The organism is Bradyrhizobium symbiodeficiens, assembly GCF_002266465.3.
GTDB lineage: Bacteria > Pseudomonadota > Alphaproteobacteria > Rhizobiales > Xanthobacteraceae > Bradyrhizobium > Bradyrhizobium symbiodeficiens.
Genome location: NZ_CP029427.2, coordinates 3,325,806 through 3,341,196 on the forward strand (window position 1 = coordinate 3,325,806; position 15,391 = coordinate 3,341,196).

At 64.3% G+C, this 15,391-nt stretch carries 16 protein-coding genes and 1 pseudogene; 5 read left to right on the forward strand and 12 right to left on the reverse strand.

Annotated features, from left to right (window positions below):
• Window positions 1-59 precede the first annotated feature (59 nt).
• Complete coding sequence (locus CIT39_RS15210; RefSeq protein WP_094974523.1) at window positions 60-947, forward strand: YicC/YloC family endoribonuclease; 888 nt, start codon at window positions 60-62, stop codon at window positions 945-947.
• A 3-nt stretch (window positions 948-950) separates the two neighbouring features.
• Window positions 951-1,610 carry a guanylate kinase gene (gene gmk / locus CIT39_RS15215; RefSeq protein ID WP_094974522.1) on the forward strand — a complete coding sequence of 220 codons (660 nt, stop codon included), beginning with the start codon at window positions 951-953 and terminating at the stop codon, window positions 1,608-1,610.
• On the opposite strand, the gene CIT39_RS15220 is transcribed toward gmk, so the two are convergent.
• The 3 genes from CIT39_RS15220 to CIT39_RS15230 all read right to left on the reverse strand — a co-directional run bounded on the left by CIT39_RS15220 (window position 1,543) and on the right by CIT39_RS15230 (window position 4,750).
• Entirely contained in the window at window positions 1,543-2,754 is a 1,212-nt protein-coding gene (locus CIT39_RS15220) for a hypothetical protein (protein ID WP_094974521.1), read from the reverse strand. The two genes, gmk and CIT39_RS15220, sit on opposite strands and share 68 nt — an antisense overlap.
• Before the next feature lie 130 nt (window positions 2,755-2,884).
• Entirely contained in the window at window positions 2,885-3,382 is a 498-nt protein-coding gene (locus CIT39_RS15225) for a hypothetical protein (protein WP_094974520.1), read from the reverse strand.
• Between the two features lie 27 nt (window positions 3,383-3,409).
• Complete coding sequence (locus CIT39_RS15230; protein WP_094974519.1) at window positions 3,410-4,750, reverse strand: caspase family protein; 1,341 nt, start codon at window positions 4,748-4,750, stop codon at window positions 3,410-3,412.
• Window positions 4,751-5,972: 1,222 nt separating this feature from the next.
• Here CIT39_RS15230 and CIT39_RS15235 point away from each other — a divergent pair.
• Entirely contained in the window at window positions 5,973-7,253 is a 1,281-nt protein-coding gene (locus CIT39_RS15235) for an amidohydrolase family protein (protein ID WP_094974518.1), read from the forward strand.
• Between the two features lie 250 nt (window positions 7,254-7,503).
• Here CIT39_RS15235 and CIT39_RS15240 read toward each other — a convergent pair whose 3' ends face one another.
• Both CIT39_RS15240 and CIT39_RS15245 read right to left on the reverse strand, forming a co-directional pair.
• Entirely contained in the window at window positions 7,504-8,205 is a 702-nt protein-coding gene (locus tag CIT39_RS15240) for a Crp/Fnr family transcriptional regulator (protein ID WP_094974517.1), read from the reverse strand.
• Window positions 8,206-8,222: 17 nt separating this feature from the next.
• Window positions 8,223-8,462, reverse strand: coding sequence for a hypothetical protein (locus CIT39_RS15245; protein ID WP_094974516.1), 240 nt, complete (start codon window positions 8,460-8,462; stop codon window positions 8,223-8,225).
• 152 nt (window positions 8,463-8,614) lie between these two features.
• Here CIT39_RS15245 and CIT39_RS15250 point away from each other — a divergent pair, with 152 nt between their 5' ends.
• Window positions 8,615-9,352 (forward strand): Crp/Fnr family transcriptional regulator, encoded by a 738-nt coding sequence (locus CIT39_RS15250; RefSeq protein ID WP_094974515.1) that lies wholly within the window; start codon window positions 8,615-8,617, stop codon window positions 9,350-9,352.
• 12 nt (window positions 9,353-9,364) lie between these two features.
• Here the strand turns inward: CIT39_RS15250 and CIT39_RS15255 are convergent.
• From CIT39_RS15255 to CIT39_RS15270, 4 genes and pseudogenes are all read right to left on the reverse strand, one after another.
• Window positions 9,365-9,524 (reverse strand): annotated as a pseudogene (locus tag CIT39_RS15255) (IS5/IS1182 family transposase); the annotation flags it as partial.
• A gap of 45 nt (window positions 9,525-9,569) precedes the next feature.
• Entirely contained in the window at window positions 9,570-9,968 is a 399-nt protein-coding gene (locus tag CIT39_RS15260; protein ID WP_094974514.1) for a DUF1398 domain-containing protein, read from the reverse strand.
• A 75-nt stretch (window positions 9,969-10,043) separates the two neighbouring features.
• The gene (locus CIT39_RS15265; protein WP_094974513.1) at window positions 10,044-11,546 is read right to left on the reverse strand and encodes a carotenoid oxygenase family protein; all 1,503 of its coding nucleotides are present in this window, start codon (window positions 11,544-11,546) and stop codon (window positions 10,044-10,046) included.
• Window positions 11,547-11,582: 36 nt separating this feature from the next.
• Window positions 11,583-12,125, reverse strand: coding sequence for a DUF6790 family protein (locus tag CIT39_RS15270; RefSeq protein WP_162848644.1), 543 nt, complete (start codon window positions 12,123-12,125; stop codon window positions 11,583-11,585).
• Between the two features lie 198 nt (window positions 12,126-12,323).
• Between CIT39_RS15270 and CIT39_RS15275 the strand changes: the two genes are divergently transcribed.
• Window positions 12,324-12,941: a TetR/AcrR family transcriptional regulator gene (locus CIT39_RS15275; protein WP_094974512.1), complete on the forward strand. Its 618-nt coding sequence runs from the start codon at window positions 12,324-12,326 to the stop codon at window positions 12,939-12,941.
• Between the two features lie 177 nt (window positions 12,942-13,118).
• Here CIT39_RS15275 and CIT39_RS15280 read toward each other — a convergent pair whose 3' ends face one another.
• The 3 genes from CIT39_RS15280 to CIT39_RS15290 all read right to left on the reverse strand — a co-directional run bounded on the left by CIT39_RS15280 (window position 13,119) and on the right by CIT39_RS15290 (window position 15,375).
• Entirely contained in the window at window positions 13,119-13,835 is a 717-nt protein-coding gene (locus tag CIT39_RS15280) for a Crp/Fnr family transcriptional regulator (protein WP_094974511.1), read from the reverse strand.
• Window positions 13,836-14,005: 170 nt separating this feature from the next.
• Complete coding sequence (locus CIT39_RS15285) at window positions 14,006-14,242, reverse strand: hypothetical protein (protein WP_094974510.1); 237 nt, start codon at window positions 14,240-14,242, stop codon at window positions 14,006-14,008.
• Between the two features lie 74 nt (window positions 14,243-14,316).
• Complete coding sequence (locus CIT39_RS15290; RefSeq protein WP_094974509.1) at window positions 14,317-15,375, reverse strand: alcohol dehydrogenase; 1,059 nt, start codon at window positions 15,373-15,375, stop codon at window positions 14,317-14,319.
• Window positions 15,376-15,391: the final 16 nt, after the last annotated feature.

Sequence of the window (15,391 nt, forward strand, 5' to 3'; positions counted from 1 at the left end):
CTTAAGTTTCGCGTGGCTTGATGCCTCGCGAATCCCGTGTTTCTGGAGAATTTGACCTGATGGCGCTGTCGTCCATGACCGGCTTTGCCCGAAGCCACGGCGCAAGCGGGCCGTACACGTTCGAATGGGAATTGAAATCGGTCAACGCCAAGGGCTTTGACCTCAGGGTGCGGTTGCCGCAGGGGTTCGACGAGCTCGAGGCCCACGCCAAGAAGCGCGCTGGCGAGCTCTTGTCGCGCGGCACCGTCTACGCCAATCTCACCGTCAAGCGCGCCAACGCCGCTGCCACCGTTCGCGTCAATGAGGACGTGCTTAATGCCGTCCTGAAGGCCGCCGCCGTCATCGCCGGCAAGGTCGACGCGGTGGCGCCGAGCGTCGACGGCCTGCTTGCCATCAAGGGCGTGATCGAGGTCGCCGAGCCCGAGGGCGACGAGGAGGAGGACACGGCCGCGCGTGTCGCCGCAGCCGAGGCCTTCGACAAGGCGCTCGCCGAACTCGTCGAGATGCGCAAGCGCGAGGGCACCTCGCTCGGGCAGATCCTGACCCAGCGGGTCGACGAGGTCGAGCAACTGGCGAAGAAGGCGGAAGGCTCGCCCGGTCGCAAGCCGGAGGCGATCAAGGCGAGGCTTGCCGAGCAGATCGCGAGCCTGCTCGACACCTCAGACCGTTTCGATTCCGACCGCCTGATGCAGGAGGCGATCCTGATCGCCACCAGGGCCGACATCCGCGAGGAGCTCGACCGCATCGCGTCCCACATCGCGCAGGCGCGCGAGCTGATCGGCAAGGGCGGCCCGATCGGCCGCAAGCTCGACTTCCTGGCCCAGGAGTTCCACCGCGAGGTCAACACCTGCTGCTCGAAGTCGAACGACATCGAGCTGACCAACACGGGGCTCGCCATGAAGAACGTGGTCGAGCAGTTCCGCGAGCAGGTCCAGAATCTGGAGTGATCGATGACGAGCGGCGGTCACGGAACTGACGGTGTCGAGCGGCGCGGCTTGATGTTCGTCCTGTCCTCGCCCTCGGGCGCGGGCAAGACGACGCTGTCGCGTCTTCTGATGGACCGGATGTCCGGCCTGAAAATGTCGGTCTCGGCGACCACGCGGCCGAAGCGGCCGGGCGAGGTCGACGGCAAGGACTATCTGTTTGTCGACAAGCCGCGCTTCGAGGCGATGGTGAAGGGCGACGAACTGCTGGAATGGGCCACCGTGTTCGACAACAGCTACGGCACGCCCCGTGGCCCCGTCGAAGCCGCGCTGTCCGCCGGGCAGGACGTGCTGTTCGACATCGACTGGCAGGGCACGCAGCAGCTGCGCGAAAAGGCGCGCGCCGACGTCGTCAGCGTCTTCATCCTGCCGCCCTCGGCGGCCGATCTGGAGAAGCGCCTGCATTCACGCGCGCAAGATTCCGACGAGGTCATCCGCAAGCGCATGAGCCGCGCCAGTCACGAGATGAGCCACTGGGCCGAGTACGACTACATCGTCATCAACCACAACGTTGACGAGGCCTTCGCCGAGGTGCAGTCGATCCTGAAGGCCGAGCGCCTCAAGCGCGAGCGGCGGACTGGCCTCGTTGGTTTCGTGCGAGGTTTGCAAGGGCAGCTTCAGGGCTAGGCTGCGGCAGCCGCGGGCCTTGCGTGGCCAAGCGTTCCAGCATCGCGGTGATCACGTCGACGTCGACGGCATCCTCGATCTGCACATTTTCATCGCGATGGTCTTCGTCGCGAGCGACCGGCTTTTCGGCGCCGGTCTTCCGGGCCGCTAGCCGAGGCGCGGCTTCGATCTCGAAGGCGCCGTCGAAGATGTCGGCCTCGTCGAGTTCGGCGGCCTCGCTGCGAACGGCGGCGGATTGCGCCGCGATCCTGCTGATCTCCCTGGTGAAGGCCGCGAGCTGCGCGGTCTGCTGCGGCCGCGCTTCATCGAAGTCGACCGGGCGCGGTCGCGCGTCCGGCGTCGCACCGAGCCAGGGCGCGCGGCTTTCGTCCTGGTCCTGCATGCCCCAATCGTCCCAACGCCCGCGGCGCTCGGCGACCTGGACGCGCACGCGCCTGCGGGCGAGACGGTAGATGACGCTGGCGAGCAGGCCGGCGAGCGCCAGCGCGCCGCCGATCACGAGCAGCAGCATCTGCAACGAGCCGACCGGTCTGTCGGCGGTGCTGTCTGCCGCGGCCAGGGCCATCGGCGCGGGAGGCTTTGCCGGCTTGGCGCTCGGCGGCGCGGCGGCTGTGATGGGAGCAGGCTGCGGCGTCGGCGGCGCGACGGCGGTCGAGACATCGGGCCAGGGCGTGGCGACGGCAGGTTGCTGCGGGCTGCTGTCGGTGGCTTGGTCCGGCGTCTGTTGCGCCGGCGTCGAGGCTGTGGCCTGCGCGACGGCATTCGACGTCCTGGAGGTGACACCACTCCGTGGCGTCAGATATTCGGCTCGCGCGTCTTGCACCGTCTGCTGCTGCGACGGCGCTGGATCCGTTGTTGGTGCGTCGGTCGTCGCTTGCGCGGCCTGGGTGACCTTGCCGCCTTCGGCGCGCAGATACCAGCATTGCCGCTTCGTCGTGCGCTCGAGACGATAGTACCAGTGTTGCCCCTGCGGCGCGGCGCCCTTCGGCGAGGCAAGGCAGTCGGCGTCTGCACTAGCCGTGGCGGGTGCGTTCGGCGCGGTCTGCGACACCGCAGCCAGTGGTACGCCGGCAATGATGCCGCCGATCAGCGCGGATACGAATTTTGCGGTGCGGTTGCCCATCCTGGTCTCCCGGTTACGCATGACGCAACTCTTAACCAGCCCTTTGTCATCAAAGACTTGGGTGGCAATGAGCCGCAAATCCGGAGAGGATGTGGCCTGAATTGGGCCCGCGGGGCGCCCGTTCCACAGCCAAATCGGACGTCTTTCCGGCTTATTGCTTCGCCGAGCTCCAGGTTCCACCGCAACCATCGGAGCGGCGCCAGGTTCCGGAACCGCTGCGGGTACCGAGGCGTCCGGAGCCGGTGAAGGTCACGCCGTCGCCTTGACCGACCGTGCTGACCGAACCGCTTGGGCTGACGGTGCCAGTGACACCTTGGCCGATCACCTTGCCCGACGAGACCACGACCGCGCCGGACGTGGTGCCGCCGCAGCCGACGCTGGTAACCACCCAGGCGCCGTCAAAGCCGCCGCCACCGCCACTTCCGCCGCTTCGCCGCGACGACGCGCGTGGCTCCTCAGCCGCCGGCTTACTCCGGCGCGCAGGCGCGGCCGGCTCGGCCGAGCGATCCTGGCGCGAGCCGGACATCGACTTTTCGTCATTGCCGATCGAGCCGCCGGCGCTGCCGGACTGCGCAAAGACGGGTGATGAGGCGATGGCGGCGGTGAGGAGGACGGCGAGGGCAATCGTGCGGATGACGACAACAGGCATGAGCAAATATCCAAATTCAAAACGGTATCAGCGGCCAGAGCCGTCGGCGCAGACGGATCCGATAATGCGGCAAGCTTTGCCAGCCTTGCCGCATTCGTCAAGCGCGGCATCCCTGGCGCGCTGTACGCCCTCGCGCTGGACCAGCGACCAGGATTTGTCGGAGATCGCAAACGCGCCGCAGCTTCGCCCGTAGAAGGACAGCTCGATCGGGCATTTAGCGCCGGCACAATTGCCGCGCGCATCGGCGACCGCCGCGCGCCGCGAGGCGTGGTTCCACGAGATGCCCCATTTGCTGTTGTCCGGCCCGTAGACGATCGAGCCCCAGGGCTTGAGATCCTCCATCTTGCGCATGCGCAGCAGCAGGCCTTCGGTGGCTTCACCCGTCGGCGTCATCGAGATCCGCTGCTGGAGCTTGGTGACGGCGCGCGTCAGGCCGTCGGGCGTATCAGGGTCGAAATTGAGCTCGTAGAGCCGCTCGCTGAGCTCACTGAGCAGGGCGGCATCGCGCAAGGGCACGCGGTCGGGATCCGCGCGCAGGCGCTCCGCCGGCAGGGGATCGGGCTGCATCGCCGCGATTTTCGGCGGGGCAGTTTCGGTCGGAGCGACGAAATAGAAGGTGCCGTCGATCGGCGAGGACGACACCCAGGGCTGCTGCGCGCCCGCGGTGGCGCGCTTCACGGCGAGGCCGACCTGGTTGAAGGTCTGGAACACGTCGAGGCCCGCGGTCCGGACCGTCGTCGCCAGCGCCTTCGTATAGGGGCTGTGACCATCGCTGCCGTCCTGTGCGACATTGCCGGGCTGCGTCGCGTAGGAGATCAGCGTGCCCTCGGGCGCGCGCATCTGCGCAAGGCCGCCGTCCGAGGCGCGCAAGCCGCGCGAGCCGAACGGATTGTTGCGGCAGGCGTCCAGGATCACGAGATTGAGCCGCGTGCCCGAGCCCTGCATCTGGCGCAGCACGAGGTTGACGTCGGTCATCTGGAAATCGACGTCGGCCTCGCGCGTCGGATTGGCGCCGACGGGCACGAGATAGTTGGAGCCGGCGACCTGCACGCCGTGGCCGGCGTAGTAGAACAGCGCGACGTCGGCGCCCTGGACCTGGCGGCCGAAGTTCTGCACCGCGATGTCCATCGCGCCCTTGTCGAGATCGAGCTGGGCGCGTCCGCCCACCAGCGTGAAGCCGAGCAGGCCCAGCGTCTCCGCCATCAGGCTCGCATCCTTGGAGGGATTGTCCAGCGGCGTGATGTTCTTGTAAGCGGAGTTGCCGACCACCAGCGCGATGCGCTTCTCGGCCGATGCCGGGTGTGCGGTGACGACCAGCAAGGCCAGCGCCGCCAGCCCCAAAACGCGATCGAAAATCCTCGCGCGCATCCAAATTCCCCAAAATAATGGCATGAGTGTATCAGCCCGCCGAGCCGCCGAAAAGTGGGCCAGGCTCGTGTCCCGGACAAGCCGCAACACGCATGCGTTGCGTTGCGTCCGGGGCACGAGAGCGGGGCGTGACGCTCGCTCTCCAAGTCATCATTGCGAAGAGCTCTTGCGACGAAGCAATCCAGACTTTCCGCGGAGGCAGTCTGGATTGCTTCGCTGCGCTCGCAATGACGGAGCAAGGTGCACAGTCGGTGCTGTCCAACTTTCAATTCAACTTGCAGACGCGCGCTCGCATTCCCGCGGCGCGTTTCGCCCGAGCTCTGCAGGTCGTTTCGCGCTCTTTGAAAGACCAAAGGGCGCAGGGAAGGCCGGGCGCCGGCGGCACCCGCAATCCGTGCGCAACAGAAATGCACACGGGGTGGACCACAGGTGTTGCCGGTCGCCCGGCCTTCCCTGCGCGGCTGGTTTTAACGGTGTCCTTCGTGCTCTCCCCGGGGAGCGATGCACTATTGCCCCCGTCGCCTTGCGGATGGCTGATGCACGTGCCCGGTCGGGCCGCCGCATCACCGCAAGCCTTGACGCCAGAACCCGGGCGTCAGGACCACACGACTTCTCCGTCCGCGGACGGCCCCGTCGAAATCCCCGAAGGCTTGCGTGTGCTCGCCCTCAGGTCTCGACAAGACCGCTATGACTGCGCCGTGTCGTATCGCGTCGCCTGAGGACTCACGGTTGCCCGCCCTGTCATCACGCATCCGCGCCGGCGCTGCCGCGTCCACCGCACCCCGGCCCGCATCTCGTGACGATCGCGAAGCGCCCCTTTGGTAGGGCCGGGATGGCGCCTCTGTGCCACAAATCCGAAATTCGGGAAAGTGGAATATTTTTGACGCGAGGGCTTGACGGGTGTTTTGCCCGACGCCTCTCCGAAGCCGCCGTCAGTTCTGTTTGCGATGCTGCATAGCGGAAACGCGCCCCATCGCGCGAATGACCCAAACGGACCTCTGGGGACGTGCTCGCTTAGTCGGCGCTCGTCGAGCAAGGTTCACGCTATTTCAGAAAATTTCGCGGCTCCTCAGGGCCCGCGTACGGTCATAGGATTGGATCATCCGCGCGAAGATGCTGCAATTCCAATCCCGTTCATTCCGATCTCGGACGTTGGCGCCGGAAGCGCATCCGCTCGTCGAAGCGGGCCTAGCCAAGAACAAAAGCGCAAGGGGGGACTATCATGTCCGTGTTGTCACGCCGCGATTTTCTGGCACTTTCGACGTCAGCCGCAGTTGTCGGACTCGCCGCGCCCGCGCGAGCCGCAATGGGGCCGAACGACAAGTACGATCTGGTCATCCGGGGCGGCGAGGTGCTCGACCCCAGCCAGTCGCTGCGCGCCAGACGCGATATCGGCATCCGCTGGGGCGTGATCGAAACGGTGCAGGAGGCGATCCCCGCCGAGCGCGCGCTGAAGAGCATCGACGCGTCAGGCAAGCTCGTGATGCCCGGTCTCATCGATCTGCATTCTCACGTCTATCCCTACGGCTCGGCGATCGGCATTCCCGCCGACGAGCTGGTGCAATTCCAGGCCACGACGACCGTCGTCTCCGCGGGCGACGCCGGGGTCAACAATCTGGCGGCGTTGCGCCGGTTCATCGTGGCCCAGACGCGCGCGCGGATGTATGCCTTCGTCCATATCGCCAATAACGGCCTGTCGGCATTCCCGGCCGCCGAGCTGTACAATATCGACGTCGCACAGACCGAAGCCTGCGCGATGGCGCTCGCCGAGAACGCCGATTTCCTGCTCGGCGTCAAAGTGCGGATGTCGGAGAACGTGATCTACAAGCACGGGCTCGAGCCGCTGAAGCGCGGCATCCAGGCTTGCGAGATGTGCGGCTGGCCGGCGAAGATGATGGTGCATATCGGCGGCGTCGAGTCCAAGGAGCTGATGTCGCAGATCCTCGATTTGCTGCGCCCCGGCGACGTGTTGACGCACGCCTATTCGGGCGCACCGAACATGTCCAACGTCTTCACCAATATCGTGCAAGAGGGCAAGCTGCTGCCTGCAGCCCTGGCGGCCAAGCAGCGTGGCGTCATGTTCGACGTCGGTCATGGCGGCGGCAGTTTCGATTTCACCGTGGCGGAAATCGCGATCCCCGGCGGATGCACGCCCGACACGATCTCCTCCGACATCCACGTCTTCTCCGGCAATTCGCCGGGGATTCCGTTCCTGCCCAACGTGATGAGCAAGTTCATGACGCTGGGCTTCACGCTGGAGCAGGTGGTCGCGATGGCCACCGCGGCGCCGGCGAAAATCATCAACCGCGCGCCGAAGATCGGCACGCTGCAAGTCGGAGCGCCCGGCGACGTCGCCATCATGGAGCTGGTGGAAGGGCCGGTCAGCTTCGTCGACACCCGCAACAACAAGAGGGACGGCAAGGCCCAGCTCAAGCCGATCCAGACCGTCATCAACGGCGTGCCGTTCGGCCGGCCTTATCAGGCGCCGTTCTCGGTGAGATAGATATCCGCGGGCGGGTCTCAGCTGTCGTCGAGACCCCGCGTTCCCTGGTTCCAGTCCTTCGCCCCTCGACGTAGGGCTTCGATGCTTCGAGGCAACGCTTTTCGTCGTGGGACAGGCTGGACATCCTCACGCCGTAGCGTGGAAGGTGCAAGGCATCGATCGAGAGATCGTCCGCTGCTCGCATCATGGCGGACGGCACGGCTGCGATCGTGACGCGTCGGGTAGCGCTCCGCTCATCCATCCACCGCGCTCAGGCCAGATAGTCGGGGGTGAAATCGGCGAGCCTGCGCAACTCCTCAGGCTGCAGCAGCTCGATCTCGCTGCCCTCCCATGCGATCAATCGGCGATGCCGCAGTTCCTGGATGGTGCGGTTGACGTGCACGATCGACAGGCCGCAGGCATCGGCCACGTGGCGCTGCGTCATCGGCATCTGGAAGCAGGCGTCCTTGAGAAGGCCGACGATATCCAGCCGCGCTGCGAGCTCGCAGATGAGGTGCGCGACCTTCGGCAGGGCCGTCTGCGCGCCGAGGCGGGCGATCCATTGTCGCGAGATAGCCGCATCGATCAGGGTCTCGCGCCAGAAAGCGCGGGTCAAATGGAGGGAGCCGTCGAGCAATTGGCGGAGCTGGCTGTGCCCGACGTAGCCCACGATGGTCGGGCCGAGGCCGACGAGGTCCGCATCCATCGGCGAGACCAGCAGCGTGTGCAGGCAGGGCATGTCGCCGGGAACGTGGAACGCCAGGATCTGGCTGCGGTCGCCGACGATGCGGGCCTGGTAGAGGAAGCCGCTGACGACGAAGACGCTGCGCGAGGCGGCCTCGCCCTGGCGCAGCACGATCTCGCCGTCCGCGACCTGACGCAGCGTGGAGGGCAGGCCCGCGATCTGCCGGAGTTCGTCCTCGGACAGGCCGTCAACGGTCTGGAGACGCGCTATGAACTTCGGATGCGGCATGAAACTCGCGGTGTATTTCAGTCGTCTCGCGGCGTTGATGCTTCGACGAAGCGCCGCGAGAGCTTTGCAAGGCTCCAGTCGGAGACCGGCGCAGAGCGGAACTCGCGGATGGCGCGGGCGAGTTCCTGATCGGACATCGGCCGGGCCGGCTCCGTCAGCGTGCCCTTCTCGAAGGCATCGCTGATGCAGTCGAGGTGCGCGCCCGGATCGGATGCGAACAGATCGCGGATGCGGTCCAAAATCGTTGCGGGGCTCATTCCGGGACTCGGTTCGTAGGGACGAAAGGTTGAACGCGACCCGGTCAGGCCGTCAGCCGGTTAGCAACCTGTGCCTCCGTTGCGCGTTCTAGTGCGCTGAACCCGGGGTCGACGTATCATTTGATAGCGTCGGCGCGATTTTTGGTGGTGCCATGGACAAAGCTCACGACGTGCTGATCCGGAACCTTTCCGAGCACACCTCGCTTGAGCCGGAGGATCTTGCCGAGATCCGCGGGCTCACCTTCACGCTGCGCGATTTCGAGCCGAATGAGGATTTCATCCGTCAGGGCGATGAGCCGGAACACTCGGCGCTCGTCGTTTCAGGCATGGTCGCGCGCTACCATCTTCTCGGCACCGGGGGGCGGCAATACCTGTCCTTCCACCTGACCGGCGACCTGCCGGACTCCCAGGCTCTGTTCATTGACCAGATGGATCACGGATTGAGCGCGCTGGGACCGGCCACGGTGGCCTTCATCCCGCATCGCGAATTGTTCAGGGCTTTCCGGCGCCGCCCCACATTCGCGCACTCCGTCTGGCGCGAGACGCTGCGCGATGCCGCGATCTTTCGCGAGGCCATCACCAACAACAGCGCCCGGCCGATGCAGGCGCGTATGGCGCATCTGTTCTGCGAGCTGTTCTACCGCGCCCGCACTTCGCAGCTCGTCCGCGGCAATCGCTTCCGCGTGCCGATCAGCCTGGCGCAGCTCGGCGAGACGCTGGGCATGGCGATCGCGACGGTGAACCGGACGCTTGCCGACCTCAGGCGGAGCGGCGCGATGGATCTGCGCGACGGGGAGCTCATCGTCCTGAAATGGCGCGAGCTGCAGCGGCTCGGCGATTTCAACCCGGTCTATCTGCATCTGAAGCGCCAGTCGCCGCCCCAGGCGTGAGGCCTTCGGGCGCTAGGACGTGGACTCATTAGGGCGCAGCCATAGCCTGATTGACGCGAGTTGAACGAATGCGAGGTAGTTGGCGGCGAGCCAATCGTAGCGCGTTGCCACCCGACGACATTGTTTGATCGTGTTGAAGAACCCGCTCGACCTGGTTGCGAGCACGATAGAGATAGGGGCTGAACGACAATCCGGCGAAAGCGATCTGGAGCGGACCTCAGGAAGGAAAGTGTTCGAGGTGCGTTTCCGCCGTCCGTCCCATATAGACCGCCCGCCTACCCGCGAATGACACGACGTACCCTGAACAGCCAGCCTTTGCTACTTTCTCGCAGAATCCATCGTAAGTGTAGCCAGCCACCAATTGCTGAGCCTCTCGGATGGCCGCCTGTATGGCGCCCGCGTCGAAATCCTTGGCAACCGAAAGCGTAGAGCGAGTGGGATATTCGACGCTTTGACCGTCGGGAAGATAGTAGATTGCGCGGCCTCGACGAAAATCGATCGTGTAGCTCTCAAAGCCTTCGCGAGTAAGCGCCTGAACGATTTCAGGAAACGTCATGGTATTGTTTTCAGCACCGAGCAAGCAGGACTTCGCTGTATTCTCCTGAGCAGGTGTCATTTGTCATCCTTCAGTTCATTCATATCAATATTGGCCCGAATATCGTATCGGCTTAGTTTGCAGCCAGAACAGGCCTTAATTCTTCGGAATCCAGTTTCCGTGCAGGCCTTGTGGTACACGTTGGGGCAGCCGGATCACTGCAACCGGGTCGGCGTCGACACGCGCCGCGTCGAGCAACACGAGATCGCTGGTCTGTTGCTCCTGATCGAAGGCATAAACTGCGAGATAGCCGTCGTCTTCGCCATTCGTGCCGCGCGGAATGAAGACGGCTTCGCCTGCGATCTTGTTGCCAAAGTCGTGGCGGACGACATCGCCGGTCTCGGCGTTCACCTTCATCATGGTATTGAAGGTAGCTGAGGGCGGCTTTGACAGCAGCAATGTGTCCGTCAGCGTCGGCAGGTAGACGAAGCGCGTCGGCAGCGAATCGAGCGCATCGTTGACGCGCGGGAATTCGGTGACCATGCCTGCCACCTGAGCATCGCCGACCTTGCCGGTTGCAAGGTCGATCATCATCCGGTGCAGCGTCGGCGATTTCTGGGTCTGCTGGGCGTAGCCGAGGGCGAGGCTTTCATGCTTCACGTAGTCGATGAAGATGTTGCCGCCGCGCTCGAAGGCGTTGGCGAAATGGAAGACGAAGAACGGATCGGCGTCGAGCCATCGGGTCGTGCTGCCGTCGAGCGCGATCAGGCCGATGCGCGTACCCATGGCCGGCCGCCATTGCAGGAACGATTGTCCTTGCTGTGCAGCTGCGCTGTCGAACACGGCCGGACAGACCAGCAGCACAATATAGCGTTCGGTCAGCACGAAATCGTGGATCATGGTCGGCGCAGCGAGCGCGACCGGAAAGCTGTTGACCAAAGTACCCGACGCGTCGATTTGGTGGATCTGAACGGTGGGTTCTGCGTGCGAATAGTTGATCGCGAACAGCGCGCCGGTTTTTGGATGACGGCGATTGTGCGCGCCAAGCCTGAGCGGTTTGTCAGTTCCCGCCTTCCACTCACCGATGGTGTCGAGATCACGGGTAATTTCGAAACCCGTCGTCGACTCATTAAGCGCAAGCAGATGACCGCCATGCTGAATGATGTTGATGAAGGCGCCATTCTTGAACGGCCCCTGAGGATCGCCGGGATGCAGCAGTTTCGGATCAATCTGCATCGGATGCGCGAAGCTGCCGTAGATGGCGCGCCCCGCCCGACGCTCGGCCGCTAAGCTGGGCGTCTGCACGAAACGATTGCGGTAGCGTGCCCGGCCGTTATCGAAATAGACCGCGTGAACCATACCATCGCCGTCCATGGGATAGGTGAAGGCATTGGGCTTATAGAGCGGGTTGGGGCCGTTCCGCATGTAAGCGCCGCTCAGGTCGGGCGGGATCCGGCCTGCGATCACCGGCAGGTCGGTCGCATCGATCTCAGGACCGATTGGAGCGAAGTTGCCGGTGAGATGCGGATTATCGAAGGTCCAGATGATGTTCGCCGTCTCCAGCGCCATTGCCGGCTTTATCCCCGGCGCCAGAGCCGCTGTCGCCGCGCCGGCCGCCAGGAAATGGTGGAAGTGTCGCCGCGTGATGCCGTCGACCATCGTCGTTCCTATTCTTCAAGGGCTCTCCGGGTTCGCTCAGGCGGTGGCCAGCGTCGCTCTCGGGCTCGCGTATGGACAGCTCAACCGCAGCAGCGCAAATCCAAACAGCGGAATGAAGATATCAGTCCAGAAGATGATCCCGGCGTTGCCCGGCGCAAAGTTGTGCGCGGTTACCATCTGATAGAGATGACCGACCGCCGCCCCCAGCGTGAACATGCTGGGGCCGAGCACGGCGGCGAGGCGAAGATCATAACTCCGGAACGCCGCGAGCAATCCAACTGCCGCGAAGCCCAAGCTTGCGGTTCCGACCTCGAACTGGAACGGGCTATCGGCCCAGCCGATGAAAGCGGCGGACAGCTTGCCGAAGAAGACGTGCATGACGAAATTATAGAGATTGTCGACACCGATGCTGAAGAACACGTACCAAGCAAGCAGCTTTTCGACGACAAGAGGCCGGTCAATCGGATGCTCTGCTCGCGCAATCGCAATAAGAGAGACGATCAGTCCGAGCACAAAGAAGCTCAACGAGTAATTCGACATCACGAAGGTGATCGTTGCCTTGATAAATTCAGCCAGCATGACACTTCACCTTTTAGCAATGGATGGAGCGCCCTACACGGGCACTCTCGATATGGCGATTGAACGTCATTACAGCCGAGCCAGGGCAATCGACGAGAACCCCGTTTCCACGCTACCGGCCCAATATTTACAGTGGAAATATCCGTAGGCCCGTCATCGGAGCTTGTCAATTGAAATATTTCCAGTGTAAATATTGGCATGGTCAAACGCGTTAGCCGTTCCACCTATCATCACGGCGATCTCAAATCGGCGGTCCTTTTAGCTGCGGAAAAGATTCTTGAGCGTGATGGGCTACAGGCCGTGACGCTGCGCGAAGTGGCACGGACCGTCGGCGTTTCGCATACCGCGCCGAAGAACCATTTCGGGGACCTTACTGGGCTGCTAACTGAGCTCGCCGCCGTCGGCTACACAAAATTTGCTGCAGCACTTGCGGAGGCTGTCAATTCGACATCTGGCAACGCCGGTGACCGCTTGAGAGCGATGGGATCGGCATATGTCGTATTCGCGCGAGCTCACCCGAAGCTGTTCTTGCTCATGTTCCACAGCGAACGGCTGGACATGAAAAGGCCATCGCTGTTGGCGGCAATTGACCAGTCGCGCCAGTCGTTACGAACGGCGGTCATTTCCATGGCCGAGGACAGGCCGATGAAGCCTTTACAAGTGGCCGCGAAAGCAACTGCGTCTTGGGCCCTCGTGCATGGGTTGGCCATGTTGTTGCTCGACGGCCGCCTGAAGAACACGATGGCCTCTCTGCCGGGCGTGGACGTCGAAATCTTTCTCGAAGCGGTCCTCGACGCTGCATCTGCGGGCGATTGAGGTTCAGCGTGCGGCTTGCTATTCGGCCTCATGACACCCGGCATTGCGCCGAGTGATGCGGCATTGATTACCCCTCATCAGCGCTTGCGGCTCATTATCGCGACATTTCCTGCGATTCCACAAGGCGCATCTTTGTCGGGTAGAGTCGTACGTCGACGAAGATTATGCGTTCGCGGCCTAGCCGCCAGCCGTTGCCGCGCCCAGCACTTCGTCGAAATGCTTCCTCACCCAATCGTTGCAGCAGCAGGCTCTGGCTTCGAGCGCGGTGGCGTCGAGGATCAGGATGGCGCCGCGGCGGGTCGCGAGGATGCGCCTGGCCTTGAACATCTGAATGACTCGGCTGGCATAGCTGCGGGAGACGCCCAGCATGCCGGCGAGCTGCTCGTGGGTGAGGGGGATTTCGGCCCCGCCGGTACGTTCCTGCGTGGAGATGATCCACTTGGCGGCGCGCTGCTCGATCGAATGTGCGGCGTTGCAGGCCGCGGTTTGCAACAACTGCGCGAATTGACAGTCGGCGTAGCGCGCGAAGACCTCCTGGAGCGTCGCCGATCTCTGCTGCGCCTGCTCGAGCCCGCGCAGCGGCAGCCGGACCAGGGTGCCGCTCAGCTTCACGACGACGCGCGAATAAGCGAGCGAAGGGCCGCGGCCTGCGGAAAAGCCCACCGCACCCTCACGGCCCACCAGCAGGCTTTCGACCTCGCGGTCGTCCTCGACCGGCACGGCGAACGATACCAGCGCGGGACCGCAGGGAAAATGCACCGCCGCAACCTCGTCGCCGGCGTGATGCAGGACGTGGCTCGCCGTGAATTCGACCGGCTGGAGGTGAGGCGCGAGCAGTTCGAAATCCTGAGGGGTGAGCTGCCGGAGCAGATCGTTCGGGGGCCGACCGGTCACAGTTTCTTCTCTTGGCTGGCCGGGAATCGGCGCGAGCCAAGCCTACGTTTCCGTGTCGGAACCGACGGTTCCAAAGTGCACACAAGGGCGCGTCAATGGTTGAGAAGTTGGCGCGCGGGCCTTGGGGATTCGGTCAGTTCAGCCGGCGGCCCGAGGGGCGGCGATGATCATCACCCGAAGCGCGCTGCGCGATCCCACGAGGAGCGGTGCAGCGCCGCGTGTGCGCGGTAGGCGTCGATCGCCCTGTTGGCGAGCATCAGCTGCCGGCGTTCGCCGGTCCTGAGCTGAGCTTCGATGGCGTCGAGAATGACGTTGGCGCTCTCGTCGGGCGGGCCGAGCTCGCCGCTCTGCTCGAGGCAGCTCCAGGCGATGAAGAATGCGCTTTCGACGGTGCAGCGAATGGTCATGCGCAGCCAACGCGGCGAGGCCGCAGGCGTTCCGCGGCGGGCGCAACTTGCGCCGGGCCCGCCGCGGCGATGGGTCAGTTCTTCAATACGATGCGGCCGACCACCTTGCCGGCGCGAAGCTCGTCGATCCATTTCTGGACGTCGCCCATCGGCTCCTCGCGCATCGGCGTCGGCTTGATCTTGCCGGCGCGCGCCAGCGCCATCAGCTCCTGGGCCTCCTCGAGCGTGCCGACCATGAAGCCTTCGATGGTCATGCGCTTGTAGACCCATTGCACCATCGGCAGCGTGAACTGGCCGCCCATCAGGCCGGAGACCACGATCTTGCCGCCGCGCGCGGCGACCGCGACAGCAAAAGCCATCGACTTCTCGTTGCCGGCGAAATCGACGATCTCGTCGAAGCCGCCTTCGGTCTCCTTCAGGATGCGCTTGATCACGTCGGGCTCGGACGGGTCGTAGGCGACGGCGGCACCGTTGGTCAGCGCGGTGTCGCGGGCGGCCGGCGAGAGGTCGGCGACCGTGATCGGTTGCTTGAACATCGCCTGCGCGAACGACAGGCCCATCATGCCGACGCCGCCGAGGCCGATCAGCAGCAGGTTGCGCTGGCGGGGACGGTCGACCAGGCGCTTGAGCGCGCCGTAGGCGGTGACGCCGGAGCACATCAGGGTCGCGGCCTGGTTGACGGGCAGGGGATCGTAATCGAGCAGATATTTCGCGTCGGGCACCAGCACATGGGTGGCGAAGCCGCCATCGATGGAGACGCCGAGGAAGCGCTGCTTGACGCAGAGATTCTCGTCGCCATTGGCGCAGTCGCGGCATTGGCCGCAGCCGATCCAGGGGAAGACGGCTTTCTTGGTGCCGACGAGGCCGGCCGGAACGTCCGGGCCGACTTCGTCGACAACGCCGGCGATCTCGTGGCCGAGCGTGAAGGGCAGTGTCATGCCGCGCGTGGTGTCGAGCTTCTTGCCGCCGCCGAGATCGGCATAGCCGTCCTGGATGTGCAGATCGGAATGGCAGAGGCCGCAGCGCTCGATGCGCACCAACACCTCAGCACCTTTCGGCTTCGGCGTGTCGACGATGGTCTCGCACAAGGGCGCATCGAACTTGACCAGGGACTGCCGACGCATCAACGCCATATTTCTTTCCTCCGGA

What these genes read in the sequence shown, in the direction of transcription:
- CIT39_RS15210 (WP_094974523.1), top strand. Translation starts at nt 60, where the DNA reads ATGGCGCTGTCGTCCATGACCGGCTTTGCCCGAAGCCACGGCGCAAGC.
- gmk (WP_094974522.1), top strand. Translation starts at nt 951, where the DNA reads ATGACGAGCGGCGGTCACGGAACTGACGGTGTCGAGCGGCGCGGCTTG.
- CIT39_RS15220 (WP_094974521.1), bottom strand. Translation starts at nt 2,754, where the DNA reads ATGCGTAACCGGGAGACCAGGATGGGCAACCGCACCGCAAAATTCGTA.
- CIT39_RS15225 (WP_094974520.1), bottom strand. Translation starts at nt 3,382, where the DNA reads ATGCCTGTTGTCGTCATCCGCACGATTGCCCTCGCCGTCCTCCTCACC.
- CIT39_RS15230 (WP_094974519.1), bottom strand. Translation starts at nt 4,750, where the DNA reads ATGCGCGCGAGGATTTTCGATCGCGTTTTGGGGCTGGCGGCGCTGGCC.
- CIT39_RS15235 (WP_094974518.1), top strand. Translation starts at nt 5,973, where the DNA reads ATGTCCGTGTTGTCACGCCGCGATTTTCTGGCACTTTCGACGTCAGCC.
- CIT39_RS15240 (WP_094974517.1), bottom strand. Translation starts at nt 8,205, where the DNA reads ATGCCGCATCCGAAGTTCATAGCGCGTCTCCAGACCGTTGACGGCCTG.
- CIT39_RS15245 (WP_094974516.1), bottom strand. Translation starts at nt 8,462, where the DNA reads ATGAGCCCCGCAACGATTTTGGACCGCATCCGCGATCTGTTCGCATCC.
- CIT39_RS15250 (WP_094974515.1), top strand. Translation starts at nt 8,615, where the DNA reads ATGGACAAAGCTCACGACGTGCTGATCCGGAACCTTTCCGAGCACACC.
- CIT39_RS15260 (WP_094974514.1), bottom strand. Translation starts at nt 9,968, where the DNA reads ATGACACCTGCTCAGGAGAATACAGCGAAGTCCTGCTTGCTCGGTGCT.
- CIT39_RS15265 (WP_094974513.1), bottom strand. Translation starts at nt 11,546, where the DNA reads ATGGTCGACGGCATCACGCGGCGACACTTCCACCATTTCCTGGCGGCC.
- CIT39_RS15270 (WP_162848644.1), bottom strand. Translation starts at nt 12,125, where the DNA reads ATGCTGGCTGAATTTATCAAGGCAACGATCACCTTCGTGATGTCGAAT.
- CIT39_RS15275 (WP_094974512.1), top strand. Translation starts at nt 12,324, where the DNA reads ATGGTCAAACGCGTTAGCCGTTCCACCTATCATCACGGCGATCTCAAA.
- CIT39_RS15285 (WP_094974510.1), bottom strand. Translation starts at nt 14,242, where the DNA reads ATGACCATTCGCTGCACCGTCGAAAGCGCATTCTTCATCGCCTGGAGC.
- CIT39_RS15290 (WP_094974509.1), bottom strand. Translation starts at nt 15,375, where the DNA reads ATGGCGTTGATGCGTCGGCAGTCCCTGGTCAAGTTCGATGCGCCCTTG.